General features: G+C 54.1%; 16 protein-coding genes. 8 read left to right on the top strand and 8 right to left on the bottom strand.

The window, feature by feature from the left end:
* Positions 1-9 precede the first annotated feature (9 nt).
* Both CEK60_RS10815 and CEK60_RS10810 read right to left on the bottom strand, forming a co-directional pair.
* Positions 10-882, bottom strand: coding sequence for a phosphonopyruvate hydrolase (locus CEK60_RS10815; RefSeq protein WP_089039033.1), 873 nt, complete (start codon positions 880-882; stop codon positions 10-12).
* The gene (locus tag CEK60_RS10810; protein WP_089039032.1) at positions 879-2,105 is read right to left on the bottom strand and encodes a pyridoxal phosphate-dependent aminotransferase; all 1,227 of its coding nucleotides are present in this window, start codon (positions 2,103-2,105) and stop codon (positions 879-881) included. The genes CEK60_RS10815 and CEK60_RS10810 overlap by 4 nt, the downstream gene beginning before the upstream one ends.
* 122 nt (positions 2,106-2,227) lie before the next feature.
* Between CEK60_RS10810 and CEK60_RS10805 the strand changes: the two genes are divergently transcribed.
* From CEK60_RS10805 to CEK60_RS10795, 3 genes are all read left to right on the top strand, one after another.
* Positions 2,228-3,094, top strand: a complete 867-nt coding sequence (locus tag CEK60_RS10805; protein WP_089039031.1) for a LysR family transcriptional regulator — start codon at positions 2,228-2,230, stop codon at positions 3,092-3,094.
* A 90-nt stretch (positions 3,095-3,184) separates the two neighbouring features.
* Complete coding sequence (locus CEK60_RS10800; RefSeq protein ID WP_089039030.1) at positions 3,185-3,949, top strand: CPBP family intramembrane glutamic endopeptidase; 765 nt, start codon at positions 3,185-3,187, stop codon at positions 3,947-3,949.
* A 24-nt stretch (positions 3,950-3,973) separates the two neighbouring features.
* Positions 3,974-4,573 carry a lysozyme inhibitor LprI family protein gene (locus tag CEK60_RS10795; RefSeq protein WP_089039029.1) on the top strand — a complete coding sequence of 200 codons (600 nt, stop codon included), beginning with the start codon at positions 3,974-3,976 and terminating at the stop codon, positions 4,571-4,573.
* 119 nt (positions 4,574-4,692) lie between these two features.
* Here CEK60_RS10795 and CEK60_RS10790 read toward each other — a convergent pair whose 3' ends face one another.
* The 3 genes from CEK60_RS10790 to CEK60_RS10780 form a co-directional block, all read right to left on the bottom strand.
* The gene (locus CEK60_RS10790; RefSeq protein WP_232471505.1) at positions 4,693-5,034 is read right to left on the bottom strand and encodes a LysR substrate-binding domain-containing protein; all 342 of its coding nucleotides are present in this window, start codon (positions 5,032-5,034) and stop codon (positions 4,693-4,695) included.
* Positions 5,035-5,136: 102 nt separating this feature from the next.
* Positions 5,137-5,436, bottom strand: coding sequence for a type II toxin-antitoxin system RelE/ParE family toxin (locus tag CEK60_RS10785; RefSeq protein ID WP_089039028.1), 300 nt, complete (start codon positions 5,434-5,436; stop codon positions 5,137-5,139).
* Entirely contained in the window at positions 5,436-5,684 is a 249-nt protein-coding gene (locus CEK60_RS10780; protein WP_089039027.1) for a type II toxin-antitoxin system ParD family antitoxin, read from the bottom strand. Before CEK60_RS10780 ends, CEK60_RS10785 begins: the two co-directional genes overlap by 1 nt.
* Positions 5,685-5,834: 150 nt before the next feature.
* On the opposite strand from CEK60_RS10780, the gene CEK60_RS10775 reads away from it, so the two are divergent.
* Both CEK60_RS10775 and CEK60_RS10770 read left to right on the top strand, forming a co-directional pair.
* The gene (locus CEK60_RS10775; protein WP_089039026.1) at positions 5,835-6,968 is read left to right on the top strand and encodes a Fic family protein; all 1,134 of its coding nucleotides are present in this window, start codon (positions 5,835-5,837) and stop codon (positions 6,966-6,968) included.
* Positions 6,969-7,115: 147 nt separating this feature from the next.
* Positions 7,116-8,066, top strand: a complete 951-nt coding sequence (locus CEK60_RS10770; protein ID WP_089039025.1) for a DUF808 domain-containing protein — start codon at positions 7,116-7,118, stop codon at positions 8,064-8,066.
* Positions 8,067-8,249: 183 nt separating this feature from the next.
* Here CEK60_RS10770 and cml read toward each other — a convergent pair whose 3' ends face one another.
* A complete protein-coding gene (gene cml, locus CEK60_RS10765; protein ID WP_198361514.1) occupies positions 8,250-9,443 on the bottom strand; it encodes a CmlA/FloR family chloramphenicol efflux MFS transporter in 1,194 nt (397 codons plus the stop codon).
* Between the two features lie 257 nt (positions 9,444-9,700).
* Entirely contained in the window at positions 9,701-10,492 is a 792-nt protein-coding gene (locus CEK60_RS10760) for an AraC family transcriptional regulator (RefSeq protein ID WP_089039023.1), read from the bottom strand.
* Positions 10,493-10,599: 107 nt separating this feature from the next.
* Between CEK60_RS10760 and CEK60_RS10755 the strand changes: the two genes are divergently transcribed.
* Entirely contained in the window at positions 10,600-11,409 is an 810-nt protein-coding gene (locus CEK60_RS10755) for a sulfite exporter TauE/SafE family protein (RefSeq protein ID WP_089039022.1), read from the top strand.
* Positions 11,410-11,623: 214 nt separating this feature from the next.
* The gene (locus CEK60_RS10750; protein WP_198361496.1) at positions 11,624-12,253 is read left to right on the top strand and encodes a virulence RhuM family protein; all 630 of its coding nucleotides are present in this window, start codon (positions 11,624-11,626) and stop codon (positions 12,251-12,253) included.
* Positions 12,254-12,488: 235 nt separating this feature from the next.
* Here the strand turns inward: CEK60_RS10750 and CEK60_RS10745 are convergent, their stop codons facing one another.
* Positions 12,489-12,785: a DUF1330 domain-containing protein gene (locus tag CEK60_RS10745; protein ID WP_089039021.1), complete on the bottom strand. Its 297-nt coding sequence runs from the start codon at positions 12,783-12,785 to the stop codon at positions 12,489-12,491.
* A 223-nt stretch (positions 12,786-13,008) separates the two neighbouring features.
* On the opposite strand from CEK60_RS10745, the gene CEK60_RS10740 reads away from it, so the two are divergent.
* Positions 13,009-14,118, top strand: a complete 1,110-nt coding sequence (locus CEK60_RS10740) for an MFS transporter (RefSeq protein ID WP_232471504.1) — start codon at positions 13,009-13,011, stop codon at positions 14,116-14,118.
* Positions 14,119-14,451: the final 333 nt, after the last annotated feature.

Raw genomic sequence — 14,451 nt, 5'->3', positions numbered from 1 at the left:
ACCGGATACTTAACGCAGATATAGGCGCTCCAGGTCACGCATCTTAGCGTCCCCCTGAAGTTCAATGATTTCGTTGACGCTGGTGAAGTCGTCCGGCAAGCAATGAATACCTCCTTGCTCCCTGATTTGCCGGAAGATTTCACGCATTGCCCAGGTCGCGCTGCGAATGGCATGATTGCCATAGATCACGATGCCAACCTTTTTAAGGGCCCGGATATCGGCTTCGCGCAATTGGGGATATGCAGTCGGTACCAGAACCAATGGTGTATCCAGATCCCATCGCTCGACAAAGGCGAGTATTTCGTCAGGCGTTGTCTGTTTAGAATGCACCAGCACCGCATCAGCACCGGCACCGGCATAGGCCTTCGCCCGTTCCAACGCTGTTTCAATTGACAGTCCAGCAATCAGTGCTTCGGTGCGCGCGATCACCACAAAGTCCGGATTTAGCTGTGCCGCTTTACAGGCGCGGATCTTGCCTTCAAACGTGGCCACATCTACTAGCACCTGACGTGCGTTTTCACGCAAGCTGGTGTCCTTGGGAAAGGTTTTATCCTCTACGACTATTGCTGCCACACCGGCTGCCTCATACTGCGGCAGGATGTATCCCAGGGTCACGGCATTGCCAAAGCCGGTGTCCAGGTCAGCAATGAGCGGTATGGTTGTTACGCTGGCAATCGCCCGCATCATTTCCAGGTGTGTCCCGAAGGGCAAGATATTGGCATCCGGTACTGCATAGCTGGCAGACAGCTCAAACCCGCTGCCCCAAAGGCAATCAAACCCTGCTTCTTCGACCAGTCTGGCTGAGAGTGGATTGTGCACAGCCATGGCAGTTTGCATGTGCCCGGCTTTTAGAAATTCACGTAACTGTCGGCTTCTGTTCATGCGTTATCCCTCGTCATCAGGCTGTTGCAGACGACTGCAATACGACGCATGGCTTCTTCCAACTGCGGTAATGCATTGCCGTAAGACAAGCGGAAGTATCCTGGCAGATCAAAGGCACTTCCGGGGACCACCGCCACGCCAGCTTCCTCCAGTAGATAAAGCGCTACATCCTGATCGGTTTGTAGTGTCTGGCCCGAGGGCATTACCAATCCCAGCAAGGATTGGCAGTTAACGAACATATAAAAGGCTCCTTGCGGAACACGACAACTGAGCCCGGGGATTTGCTGTATCGACGTCATAACCAGATCCCGACGTCGTGTCAGCTCAGCCACACAGTCGGTGATAAAGGTATGCGGCTGTTGCAGGGCACTCAGCGCTGCCGCCTGGCTGATGGAGCTGGCATGGGATGTAGACTGGGACTGCAGCAGATTCAGTGCCTTGATCAATATCTCCGGTCCTGCACAGTAACCTACGCGCCATCCTGTCATCGCCCAGGCTTTGGACAGCCCATTGATCGTCAGAGTGCGCTCCAGCAGTTCCGGCACGGCGGCAGCAAAACTGGTGAAAGGCTGATCGTCATAGCGCAGGTGCTCATAGATTTCATCTGTAATCACCCATACTTGTGGGTAATCTTGCAGCACGTCACCCAACGCCCTGAGTTCCGAGCGGGTGTAGAGTGCACCTGAGGGGTTGACGGGGTTATTCAGTAACAACCATTTGGTGTTGTCACTGATTGCTGCGCGTAGTTGCTCGGGCGTCAGTTTGAATCCGGCCTCCTCTTCACAACGCAAGAGATGGGGTTCTCCGGATGCCAGTCGCACCATTTCTGGATAGGACGGCCAGGAGGGAGTAGGAATGAGGACTTCATCTCCTTCATTCAGCGTTGCCTGAAAGGCATTAAACAGGATTTGCTTGGCCCCACTGGCAACCTGTATCTGATCAAGTGAGTAGTTCAGGCCGTTCTCAGACTGGAGCTTGTGCTGCACCGCCTGACGCAGCTCGGCGCTACCCGCAACCTCTGTATAACGGGTTTGTCCCTGATCCATCGCAGTACGGGCCGCTTCACGGATAGGCTTAGGTGTATCGAAATCAAGCTCACCTTGGCTCAGGGTAATGATGTCATGCCCCTGATCTCGCAGTTGTTTTGCTTTCAGTGTCACCGCTTTGGTTGCTGAAGGGTTGGCTGTCAAAACGCGCCGAGCCAAGAAAGAGTTTATGGTCATAAGAGTGCCTTTTCCAAACTGCTGAATCGTGAAAGAGGGCGCAGTATGGTGTGAGGCCCTTGCATTTTAATGACAAAAAACGCTCTAATTGATAATAACTCATGTTGGATTGACTTTTTGTTATGTCAAAGTCCGAACTACCACTGAATGCTATTCGTGTCTTCGTCACCATTGTCCAGAATCGCAGCCTGACGCTGGCTGCACGTGCGCTTGGCATTTCACAAAGTGCTGTCAGCCGTCATCTGTCGTCTTTGGAACACTATGCCGGCCAGAAACTTATTGAACGTGCTCCGTTTAAGCTCACGCCGACCGGGTTGCAGTTTTTCGAACTGGTGGAAGAGTCTGTCGGAACGATTGAAATGGCTGCACGTCAGTTGCCACAGGTGGCTAATGCTCCATCCAGCCTGCTATTACGGACGTCCATGGCTAGCTTCTCCATGGCGGTATTAGTGCCGTTGATTGCGGAATACACACGACAAACACGTGTGGAGGTTAGCCTGCTGACCTCCATGTCACAGCCGGAACCTGATGATGAATTTGATATTCTGATTTCCCGGGATCTGAAGTTGAACAGCACAGACCACTGGCAGCTGTGCGGGGAAGAGCTAGTTTGTGTGGGGGCTCCCGAACTGGTGAACGCTTATGCGATGCAGACGCAGGTGCATAGTTGGCCCATGATCAAAACACGTTCACGACCGGATGTTATTCCTTTCTGGAGTCAGACTCGGGAAGTGTCTGCTGCCGCAATCCAGACCAAAGCCACCTATGACCATCTTTACCTTTCGGTCGCGGCGGCAGTGGCAGGCATCGGCTTTTTAATTACGCCTGAAATACTGGTGCGTGAACAAATCAAGCTTGGCTCTTTGGTAGCGGTGCACGCTCCCCTCAGGTATACCGCGCAGTACTCTGCTTTTATCAACCGATCCAGCCTGAAAGTGCAGCTGGCCATCGATTTTTGCCGCTGGCTTAAACTACAGCTGTACGCTTAACTGAACTCAGGTGCCTAATATCTGGTGGAACTGGCGTCAGTCGACACAGACCAGATTGAACGGTGTGAATAGGTGAAAAGGTTTACGCCCATGAGTGCGAACGATCTTGCGGCCAACACTATGTTGTTCTTCGAGAGGCAAGACTTGGATTTGCCTTACTATCGGAGGTTTCCCAACGGCTTCAGCCTGACAGGCTGGGGCATCGTGCTTGCAGCCGTCGCGGTCTCTTTCGTCGTGCTCATCGTCGCCCAGCCATTGTTCCACAGCGGCTTCGGCGGTTTCATCCCTCCGCTGTTGTTCGTCCTCATTCCTTTGGTTGCGGTCGCCGCAGTCGGCGGCGCCAAGGCGCCGTTCGCCTTGTTCCGGCCGCTTGGTCTTAGAGATATCGGACTCATCGTACTGTTCTTCTTGCTGAACGTGATCGTGACGATCGTCGTCGGCACCCTGATCAACAGTGTGTTCCACACCGCGGCGAATCCGGTGGGGGACATGTTGACGACGGCATCTGGGCTAGACAAGGTCCTATTCTTTGGCTGGAGTGCTGTTCAACTGTTGGGCGAAGAAATCTTTACCGTCCTGATTTTTCTCGGTAGCCTCGCGCTGCTGCACCGAGCCATGCCGCGTAAATCCGCTTTGTGTCTCGCTGTGCTGGTTGCGTCGATCATCTTCGGGCTGGCTCACTTGCCGACGTATCAGGGGAACATGGCGCAGGCCGTTGCGCTCATTCCGATCCGAATCGTCCTGCTTTTGCCTTACCTTATCACCCGTAATATCTGGGCCTCGACCGGCACCCATATTCTGAACGACTGGACGACGTTCGGTATGGTTGTCTATGCCGGGATGCAGGCGGACTGAACCCCATCAAGAAAAGGAAAACCGATGAATATGCGATCCCTCTCGATCCTCACCTGTTTGGCGCTGGTGCCCGCTGTAGGACTGGCGCAAGAGGGGCCCTCCTTCGATTGCGCGCAGGCCGAAAGTTCTGCGGAAAAACTGATCTGCGAAGACACCGAGCTGGCCGCGCTGGATCGGCGTCTGGCCGACCGGTTCGCCGCGGCTGTCACTGCGGCGCAGGGTCTGGACGTGGGAGCTGATGAAACCACCGATACCCTGCGCGCCATGCAGCGCGGCTGGATCTCGGGCCGGGACGAGTGCTGGAAGGAGCCCGACCTCAGGGCTTGCGTCAAGACCGAGTATTTACAACGCGAGGCCGAGCTGGTGGCTGAACTGATGCTCGAGCCGCCGTCACAAACTCTCGAACTGGTCTGCGGTCAGCGGGCCCTAACTGTGGATACCTTCGCAACCGAGTTTTCCGGTATCCGAGTCGAAGAAGGCGACAGCGTTTACATCGGGGCGCAATTCGCTGCTGATACCCCCGGTACTTACTACCTGCGTAGCGCCGGAGGGCTGGTAATGGGCGACGGGGCACCGCGTGTCAGCGATGTCTATGGCAAGGAAACGACCTGCGATATTCGCTGATCGGCCTCGCGTCAAACACTTGAGGGTTTCAAGAGGCCGTCTGATGACGGCCGGTTCGGTTTAGTCTAAGGAGAAAGCTCAGTTCATGCCTTAGAACACGGCAGATTGGAACATTGGTATTAAACCTGTCGCGGGTTAAGAGGTTTTCGCCCCCAGTGCAGGTCCAGAGCATCGCGTAACACCGTGAGCTTAGCCGAGCGTTGGCGTGATGGCGGGTACAGCAAATGAAACGGATACGCTTGCGGGCGGAATTCTGCTAAGACTTCTTTGAGTTCACCTCGTGCCAATTGAGTGCTCACCACGCAGCGCAGTACTTGTATTATGCCTAGGGCGGCGTCGACCAATGGATCGCCATGGTCAAAGCACACGTTGCCAGTCAAATGTTGATACTCAGTACTTTTTCCGTCAATGCGAAAGCGCCATGGAACAGCGGCAGGCGTATTGGTGGGCGGCAGCGCCAACGGTCGGCTTGCTTGGAAGGATGCTAATGGCAAAACGCTGAAGGCTATTCAGGATGTGCGCTTGGCAAACATTTAAGTAGGCCGTCGTTAAACTATTTTGGCTCATTCAGGCAGAAAATATGAAACGATATCCATCTCTTTGTGAGGAATGCCAATGATTTCAATACATTCCTGGCCGATAAGATAAAAGATAACGTGCTGGCCCTGAGAGTAGCTGTAATAACCCTCGCTAACATCCGAGCGGTGCTTTCCCAACTGGGGATTTTCTGCGAGCCAGTGAAACCGTTTTTCAAAATTCTTTAGATAGGTATTTCGTTGGTTCTTGCCCCATTGCCACTCCGTATAGCGGCCGATATTTTTTAAATCGTCTCTTGCCCTTGGCGTGATACGGAAGCTGAGCATTACGTTTCACTATCCAAATCGTTGATTAATGCATCCATCGAAAAATCATCCACGAATTCACCGGTTCTTGCTTGCTCTGCACCTTGGGCCAAGTGAGTTCGAAGCGCTTCAAGTTTGCTTTTGCGCTCTTCCATTGCACGTAACGCATCACGCACAACCTCACTTGCCGAGCCGTAGCGTCCGCTAGAGACTTCGTTTCTGATAAAGACTTCCCAGTGCTCCCCTAAGCTAAGACTGGTGGTAGCCATGATTTGCTTCCTATATTCAAAAGTAACAAATATGAACATAGGTATGTTTGACAAGAAAGACAATACTCACAAGCTCTCTGACTAGCCTATGAGCCGAATATCAACCATAATCGGCTCATAATATGATCTGAATAGGCGGGCAATCGGCTCATGTATATCTGGGAACAGCGAAATTGGCCGCGTTTTGAGTGGGATGAGCCTGCTTTACGACCTACGTTGGATGCCTTGCGGTTACTGCAGGGCCGGGTGTTGGGTAAAGCAGAGGCTGTCCACGGTCAGGCCGATTTGGATGTGGAGATGGATGCACTGATCCAGAATGCGATTCGTACCAGCGAAATCGAAGGTGAGCGCCTGGATGTTGGTTCCGTGAGGTCTTCCGTTGCGCGCCAGCTGGGTTTAGAACAGGCCGGTGTCTCTGCCAGAACAACACCGGAATCTGAAGCACTCGTAGAGCTATTGCTGCAATCCACGCACCAGTTGGATGAGCCACTTTCCCGCGAACAGTTGTGCCTCTGGCAATCCATGCTTTTTGTGCAAGGCCCCGGCGTGCTTGGCAATGTACGAGTAGGCGAGCTGCGTGGGGATCACCCCATGCAAGTGGTGTCGGGGCGTCTTGATCAACCTAATGTGCATTTTGAAGCTCCGCCCCGTGGGCAGTTGGAGGCTGAGCTGGATGCCTTTATTACTTGGTTCAACCAGCCGCCGCAGGGGCTTGATGGGCTGGTTCGCGCGGGCATTACCCATCTATGGTTGATTACCTTGCACCCCTTTGATGATGGCAATGGGCGCGTCACTCGTGCAGTCACCGACCGGGCGCTTGCACAAGCAGAGCGTCAATCGGTGCGTTTCTACTCTCTAAGTGCAGCGATCATGTCGCGTCGTAGAGCTTACTACGATTATCTCGAAAGCACTCAGAAAGGCAGCCTAGATATTACGCCGTGGTTGTTGTGGTTTCTGGATACGCTGAAAGAGGCGCTTGAGCAGGCGCTGTTAAGAATCGACCGTGTGTTAATGAAAGCCACCTTCTGGCAGCGCCATGCCACTACCGTGCTGAACGAACGGCAAATCAAGGTGCTGAACCGCTTATTGGATACAGCAGGGGAGGGGTTTGAGCAGGGCATCAATGCTCGTAAGTACCAATCGTTGGCCAAAGTGAGTAAAGCCACCGCAACGCGGGATTTGGCCGAGCTGCTGGAAAAAGGCTGCCTTTCCAAGCTTCCCGGCGGTGGGCGCAGTACGCGCTATACGGTGTTACTTGGGCAAGCTTATGAAGGCACGCAGTAAGTAGTGGGCTTGGTCAGTGAGATCATATCGCTTGCAATGAAAATCGACCTATAGCAAGTGAATGCCTTTGCCTCAAAGCACTTTGAAGGTAACTCACCCGCTGTATGCTTTACTATCTGCACCTGTTATTCACGGAGGGAAACATCCATGGCCATAGGCGGCTTGATAGGATTACTGGATGACATTGCCGCATTGGCGAAGTTGACCGCAGCATCACTGGATGATGTGAGTGCCGCCGCTGGGCGTGCAACGGCGAAGGCGGCCGGGGTGGTGGTCGATGATACGGCGGTGACGCCGCAATATTTGCAGGGGGTGACAGCGGAGCGTGAGCTGGCGATTGTGAAGCAGATCGCGCTGGGGTCGATCCGCAATAAGCTGATTTTTATCCTGCCGGTGGCGCTGCTGCTGAATTACTTTCTGCCCGCGCTATTGCCGATCATCCTGATGGTGGGCGGCACTTACCTAGCCTTTGAAGGCGCGGAGAAGGTCTGGCATAAGCTATCCGGTCAGCATGACGACGAAAAACCAGCGGTAGAGAAGGGGCCGGAAGCCGAGAAAAAGATCGTGAGTGGTGCCGTTCGCACCGACCTGATTCTGTCTGCTGAAATCATGGTAATCGCGCTTGCCACGGTCTCCCATCAGGGATTCTGGTCACAGATGGCGAGCCTGGTGGTGGTGGCGTTTGTTATCACGCTGCTGGTGTATGGCGTGGTGGCGCTGTTGGTCAAGATGGATGATATCGGCCTGAAACTTGCCCAGCGGAATAATTCGGGAATTCAGGCCTTGGGCCGTGGGCTGGTGACGGCCATGCCCAAGGTGCTAGCGACCATCTCGGCCGTGGGCACCGTCGCCATGCTCTGGGTAGGTGGGCATATTCTGATGGCCAATCTGGGTGCCGATGGAACGGGTTGGTTCAACGCGCCCTATGCGTGGGTACACCATGTCGAGCACGGCATTGCCGAGGCAACCGGTGCCTTGGGCGGTTTGCTGGGCTGGAGTTTCAATACGCTGTGTTCTGCGGTGATTGGCTTGCTGGTAGGCTCAGTAGTGGTGGGTGTGTTGCACCTTATGCCGACTAAAAAGGTACACGCCGACTAGGTGCTCACCATCATGATTGGCACGCTCGAAGTAACACTCGAAGTGAGAAAGCTAGTGGCGGTGATGGTGGGCGAGCTAACGGCTCAGGCCATTCATTTTGGAACGAATGGCCTGAAAAGATAAGCAGTACTTCAGAGAGAATTACCGCAAACCTGCATTGGCGTTAGGGCTGATTGAATCAACCTACCTCTGCTGTTTATATCGCGCTAGTCCTATAAGCATAGCGAGTGTCATCGCTGCCATGCCGCCAGTATAGGCGATAAGTGGCCAAGCGCTGCTTCCATCAAGTGCTATCACTGCCCCTGTGCCTATCACACCGACGATAAGGCTCTGAACGCAGAAGTGCAGGGCAACAGCAGTACCTGCCATCTCGCTGAATTCATGAAGCGCACCATTGGCTGTCACCGATGTTGTGAACACGATACCGACCGCAACCAGCCACATGGGTGACACGAAAGACCAGATGCTGGGTGTCAGGAAGATCTCGCCCACCCCAAGCAAGATCGCACTGAAAAGTAGCATTAGCATGCCACGAGCCACGCAGCCAGGGATTCCCCAGCGTGCCACGAAGCGCTTGGCGAAGCGTGTTGTGGCAATCATCACGATAGCTACCGTGGCGAAGGCAACGCTAAAACCCATTTCGGATAAGCCAGTTCCTTCGATGAGTACCCGAGGCGCACTAGAGAAAAACACAAAAAACGAGCCCATCGCAGTGCCAAAAGCCAGCGTATAAACCCAGAAGCAAGGGCTCTTAAGCACTAAGCTAAAATCGGCTCTGCTGGAGTGTTCTCTGCTTTTTCGTGTCTCATGCCATTTTGGTAATACGAAGGGGAGTGCTATGAGTGCTGAGATACAGAGAGCAAGAAATATGGCTTCCCAGCCGAAATATCTCGTAATTGTGGCTCCTGCAATGGGGCCGAGCGCGGGAACGAAAGCCAACATCGCGTTCATTAAGCTATAGATAACTGCGCTCTCGGGAGTATCCGCATAAACGTCGCGCACCGTTGCGAAAACGGCCACTAGCATCGCAGCTGCCCCAGCAGCCTGTACTAGTCGTAGTAAAACGAAAAGCCAAGCTGACGTGGTAACCGCGAGTGCCAATGAAGTTACCGCGAATACTAATACCCCACTAATCAGAATCGGGCGCCGACCCAAGCGGTCTGAAAGCGGCCCGAAAATAATTTGACCGACGCCAAGCATAATCATGTAGAGAGTAAGCGTTAGCTGAACTACCTCGGGCGTTGTGCCGAGAATCGCTGGCATGGCGGGCACAATCGGCAGGTAAATGTCCATGCCGAGCGACGCGAGAATATTGAAGGGAGCCAGCAGAACCAGCGCTACCGGCAGGCTGTAAGTCCACAGCCGAGGATGTTTAATAGGCACGATAAAATCTCCGCGCAAACAAGATGATTTGGCGGCGGCCTACATGTAAGGAAGTGGTTTAAGCAGGCGGCCGCAACAACGAGAAAACAAAGTTGCTGCGGCTTAGTGGTCTGACTTTTTTGAATCCATATATCGGTACTTCATGACTGGCTTAACGACATTAACAGCTTAACAGGAATAAGCAGCGCAGGGCTATTTCATCCTTGAGCCGAATAAAAAGCCTATTCGGCTCAATTTGTGATCCGAATATATCATTTTAAGGCGCCGTCCTCTTTTAACGCCTCCCGGACGAAAGCGCTGGGAGATTGGCCGAGCACCTTGCGAAACATGCTGGAGAAAGCGGCCGGGCTGTCGTAGCCGAGTTCCAGCGCGGTTTGGGTAACGGAACTGCCGGAGAGCAGCCTGGGAATAGCCGCCATCAGGCAGGCCTGTTGGCGCCATACGCCAAAGGAGAGCCCGGTCTGCTGACGGAATAGGCGATTGAAAGTGCGCTGACTGCAATGTAACTGCCGGGCCCATTCATCAGGCAGCGTGTGAATGTTTGGCTGGCCGAGAAATGCTCTGCACAGGTTGGCGAGTGGAATATCGTGGGGCAGGGGCGCAAACAGCGGCAAGGCCTGAGCCTGCTCCAGTTCGTATAGAAGTAGTTGCGCCAGGGCACCATCGCGGCCGTTTTCGTCATAGCGCGCGGGGATGTGGGCGGAAGCCAGCAGTAGGTGGTGCAGGAGAGGCGTTACGACCAGCACCTCGCAGTTGGGCGAAGCGCGTGGCGCGACGTGGGGCTCGATATACAGGCTTCGGGTGCTCACTCCATTCATACGCACCTGATGGCGCTTGCCCGCAGGCAGCCAGACGCCGCTGTAGGGTGGCACCATCCAGGTGCCGTCATCCGTATTGACTTCCATCACGCCGCTCATGCCATAGAGAAACTGGGCACGCCGATGGGTATGAAAATCGAGGAGGGTGCCGGGGCGGTAATCAGTACCGATGGCCACTATGGGCCGTGCCACATGATCCACATCTGAAAGAGGCGTATTGAGCATTAGCGTGAACCTGGCTGAAACGCGTTGATGGTTGTCCGAATGACGAATGTCGGCCAATCCTCGCCAGCATATAGTGCCTGCTGTTTCGTTTCATCAGGAGAGTGCCGGTGTATAGCGTATTGCTTCTTTGTGGCGGGTTGGCCGGAGTGACCACCGTGTTGTTCGGTTTCGGCGGTGGGTTTGTGGTGGTTCCTTTGCTGTATACCCTGCTGATGGCCGTCCATGGGCTGGATAGTGGCATCGGTCAGGCGGCTATGCATATCGCGGTGGCTACCTCGACGGCGTTGATGGTCTTTGCTGCTTCACTGTCTACATGGCGTCACCATCAACTGCAGACTGTGCCGTGGCATCTGGTGCGTCCGTTGGTGGGCTATATCGCCATTGGGGCTGTGCTGGGCGCGGCGGCGGCCGTGTTGTTAAGTGGCGAGTGGGTGCGCTGGGCATTTATAGGCTATTTGGCCCTCACGATTATGGATGCCGTGCTGCGGCCCGGTTTTCTGCATCAAGCGGAGAGCGAGGTGCGCCCTATGGGGCGTGGGGTAACGGCGATGACAGGGACATTGATTGGCGCGGTGGCCGCCTTGCTGGGTGTTGGCGGCAGTGTGATGACCGTACCGCTCATGCGCCGTAGAGGCGCGAGCATGACGGCAGCCACCGCCATGGCCAACCCGTTATCGTTGCCCATGGCGGTAAGTGGCACCGCGACGTATGTGTTGCTGTCGGCAAATCACCCCGCGCTGGGGGACTGGTATGCCGGTTATGTGGATCTGCGCGCCTTGCTGGTACTCGCAGTGGGCTCATGGCTCGGCATCCGACTGGCATCGACTTGGATCGGGCGTATCCCTGAGCGTATTCATGCCAGGGTATACCTGCTACTGCTGACCATGGTGCTGGTGGTGATGATTTTTGTGAGTTGAAACGCCCAGATTTACTTGGCAGAATCATGGCGATATTTTGCTGTATAAATAAACAGCTTTTGTGGTAAGTTTTACTTAATCTCTGATTGTGGGCGCGCTTGAATCTCTCTTTTAGTATGGAAAGGTGACTACTGCCGTATTGAGTGCTGCTTGCTTGGGAGGTGCTTGTTTTAAAGACATAAAGCGTTTGATGTAAACCAGGGAGGCAGCACTCATGAATGATCAGCAAATACAGATATTCACCAGCGAAGATGGGCAATCACACCTTGAGGTAACGCTGGAGCAAGAGACCGTTTGGTTAAGCCAGGCACAGATGGCAGAACTGTTTAACACCAAGCGCCCTGCAATCACCAAACATTTAAGTAATATTTATAAGAGTGGAGAGCTGAGTGAAGACAGCACATGTTCCATTTTGGAACATGTGGCTGAGCATGGGCAGCGATACCGCACCAAACACTACAATCTTGATGCCATTATTTCTGTTGGTTATCGGGTTAGTTCCAAGCGTGCCACCCAGTTTCGTAGATGGGCCACTCAGGTTCTTAAAGACCATTTGGTTCAAGGTTACACCCTAAACCAACGCCGCCTAACCGAGCGTGGCATTGAGTTTGAGCAGGCGGTGAGTTTGCTAAGCCGAACCCTGACCAATCAAGGCTTGGTATCAACTGAAGGTGAAGCAGTTGCCCGTGTGATTAGCGATTACGCTCGTTCCTGGAGCTTGCTACAGGGCTACGATGAGCAGCAGTTGGCGGAAGTGGGCATCAAACAGCCGGGTATGCAGCCTTTAGGATTGGAAGAGGCACTTCAGGCCATCGGTGAGTTGAAGCAGACCCTCACCCTCTAGCCGATGGCAACAAACGCTGCGGCTCGTTTCTATTCTTGTGGTACCTGCGCCGCAACGCCGCGTTGCTGGCAAAGCCAGTAGAGCAACTGATTAATGACAATACCCTAGTGGCCCTGGCCCTATTGGTGGCAGAAAGCCTACCGGATCAGAAAACGCTGATGATTCGACTGATCGAACATTTCATCTTGTTGCGATAGCTGTACCCCTCGCTGGCGACCCGCAGGGGCTTTGACCATTAAGCCTCTGCTATTCCATCCACTAGAAAAACGCGATAGTCGGCACCTTGGAAACGGTGTTTGCGGGCTTCCTGATAGGCGGGGCTTTCGTACCAGGCGCGGGCGGCGGCCATGTCGGGGAAGCGTAGAATCACCGCACCTTCCATGGCGCTTCCTTCTAGCACCTCAAAATCACCATAAAAGGCGAGCGGCTGTGGGTCGTGGCCTTCGCGGGCGGCTTTGGCCTTTTCGCTGTAGCGCTTCATTTCTTCGTTGTCGTGAGTGTGTTCACGGGTTAGTACGATGTAGGCGGGCATTCGGCTCTCCTCGTTGGTATTAAATGCGCTATGCAATCATACCTGTTGTTGCTTGGGCGCTGTCCACTTACTCTCATAGCCTTACTCTCAAACCCCAGCTCTCAAAACCTTGCTCCCAAAGCCCCATTAGCAAACCACCTACCTATTCGATTGCCTTGATAGCAACTGTCGGTATCATATTGTGGGTGTTGTCTATCATTACGCCCCTTTACCGCGAGCTTCTATGACCCAATCTAAAACGCCGTTCATTGTGGTGCTGAGCTTGGCATTGACCATGATGCTGGGCCCGTTTTCCATGGATACGTACCTGCCGGCTTTTCCGGTTATTGGCGAATCGCTGGGAGTTTCTCAGCAGGCGGTGTCGCTGAGCGTTTCAGTGTATGTCTTCGCGATGGCGTTTGGTCAGTTAATCGGCGGTGCGCTTTCAGACCGCTTCGGGCGCCAGCGGGTGTTGATGAGCGGCCTGGCGATTTTTGCGCTCTCAAGCATTGTCATTGGTATGGCGGATTCTTTGAACACGCTGCTCGTCGGGCGAGCTGTTCAGGCCCTTGGCGCTGGCTTTACTCTGGTATCTGTGCCGGCGTTGGTGCGCGACCGGGTGGCGGGCCGCGATGCCGCGAAACTGTTTTCGATGATGGGCTTTATCATGGTGCTGGCGCCTGGCATTGCGCCGAGCGTGGGCAGTGCGATTCTGGCGTTGGGTTCCTGGCACTATATCTTTTTCGCCTTGGCGGTATACGCGGTGCTGCTGGTACCGTTGTTGGTGCGGGTGCTTTTTACCGGTACGGGTAAGGTGTCTCGAGCGAAAAGCCCTAAGATGAGCCTGCTGGCGCGTTACAAGCTGGTACTGTCGACAAAGCCGGCCCTGCCGTTCATCGTTTGGCAGGCTGCCTCATTTTCTACTCTGATGATGTTCATCACCTATGCGTCATTTATCTATCAGGGTCATTTCGGCCAGTCGCCTTCAGCCTTTTCAATGCTGTTTGCGGCGAATATCGTCGCGATGCTTATCTTCAATATTCTCAATCGCGTGTTGCTTTCCAGGCTATCGTCACTGCGTATCCTGCAACTGGCAACTGGCAACGGGCTGTCAGGGCGTTGGCATACTGTTGTTGGTGATGGCGGCTTTTATGGAGTGGCCGCTGTACGCTTTCTTGCCCGCCATGATGCTGACCATCGGTGCGGTAGGGGCGATCTCGCCGAATATTCAGGCCTGCTTTTTGGAGTACTTTCCCACCAGTGGCGGGACGGCCGCAGCGCTTCTGGGTGCGGCCCAGTTCGGTGTTGCCGGGCTGCTGAGCGCACTGTCTGCCATGTTGCCGCATACGCTTGAAGCGGTCATCCTGGCCATGGCCGCCTGTGGCTCGGTAGCGTACCTGATGCTTGCCCGCTCTATCATCAAAGGGCGTGCCGCTGTCGAGGAAAACTGAGCCAGAAGGTACGTACGCACTTGCCAAAAGCCCCGTGTTGTCCAAAACATGGGGCTTTTTTATTTCGTGAACATGTGTTGCTGGCGGGTTGTCAATATGGCCAGATTTTAAAATAAATGATTATGATTGGCATTAGCGCTATTGACTCCGTGCTACCCCCTTTGGATACTCTCCCGGCCTTTCAAAAGAAAACCACGAAGCGAGCAGGGTAGGTTTATGTATTTCAAGGGGTCTTC

It is taken from the genome of Halomonas sp. N3-2A (genome assembly GCF_002216165.1).
Classification (GTDB): Bacteria; Pseudomonadota; Gammaproteobacteria; order Pseudomonadales; family Halomonadaceae; genus Vreelandella.
Note: the sequence above shows the minus strand (reverse complement) of the source record. Positions and strands in the feature narration are given on the sequence as shown.

Excerpts from the sequence above, each read along its gene's own strand:
- CEK60_RS10750 (WP_198361496.1), top strand. The coding sequence starts at position 11,624 with ATGAATGATCAGCAAATACAGATATTCACCAGCGAAGATGGGCAATCA.
- CEK60_RS10770 (WP_089039025.1), top strand. The coding sequence starts at position 7,116 with ATGGCCATAGGCGGCTTGATAGGATTACTGGATGACATTGCCGCATTG.
- CEK60_RS10760 (WP_089039023.1), bottom strand. The coding sequence starts at position 10,492 with ATGCTCAATACGCCTCTTTCAGATGTGGATCATGTGGCACGGCCCATA.
- CEK60_RS10745 (WP_089039021.1), bottom strand. The coding sequence starts at position 12,785 with ATGCCCGCCTACATCGTACTAACCCGTGAACACACTCACGACAACGAA.
- CEK60_RS10740 (WP_232471504.1), top strand. The coding sequence starts at position 13,009 with ATGACCCAATCTAAAACGCCGTTCATTGTGGTGCTGAGCTTGGCATTG.
- CEK60_RS10775 (WP_089039026.1), top strand. The coding sequence starts at position 5,835 with ATGTATATCTGGGAACAGCGAAATTGGCCGCGTTTTGAGTGGGATGAG.
- CEK60_RS10800 (WP_089039030.1), top strand. The coding sequence starts at position 3,185 with ATGAGTGCGAACGATCTTGCGGCCAACACTATGTTGTTCTTCGAGAGG.
- CEK60_RS10810 (WP_089039032.1), bottom strand. The coding sequence starts at position 2,105 with ATGACCATAAACTCTTTCTTGGCTCGGCGCGTTTTGACAGCCAACCCT.
- CEK60_RS10785 (WP_089039028.1), bottom strand. The coding sequence starts at position 5,436 with ATGCTCAGCTTCCGTATCACGCCAAGGGCAAGAGACGATTTAAAAAAT.
- CEK60_RS10795 (WP_089039029.1), top strand. The coding sequence starts at position 3,974 with ATGAATATGCGATCCCTCTCGATCCTCACCTGTTTGGCGCTGGTGCCC.
- CEK60_RS10805 (WP_089039031.1), top strand. The coding sequence starts at position 2,228 with ATGTCAAAGTCCGAACTACCACTGAATGCTATTCGTGTCTTCGTCACC.
- CEK60_RS10815 (WP_089039033.1), bottom strand. The coding sequence starts at position 882 with ATGAACAGAAGCCGACAGTTACGTGAATTTCTAAAAGCCGGGCACATG.
- CEK60_RS10780 (WP_089039027.1), bottom strand. The coding sequence starts at position 5,684 with ATGGCTACCACCAGTCTTAGCTTAGGGGAGCACTGGGAAGTCTTTATC.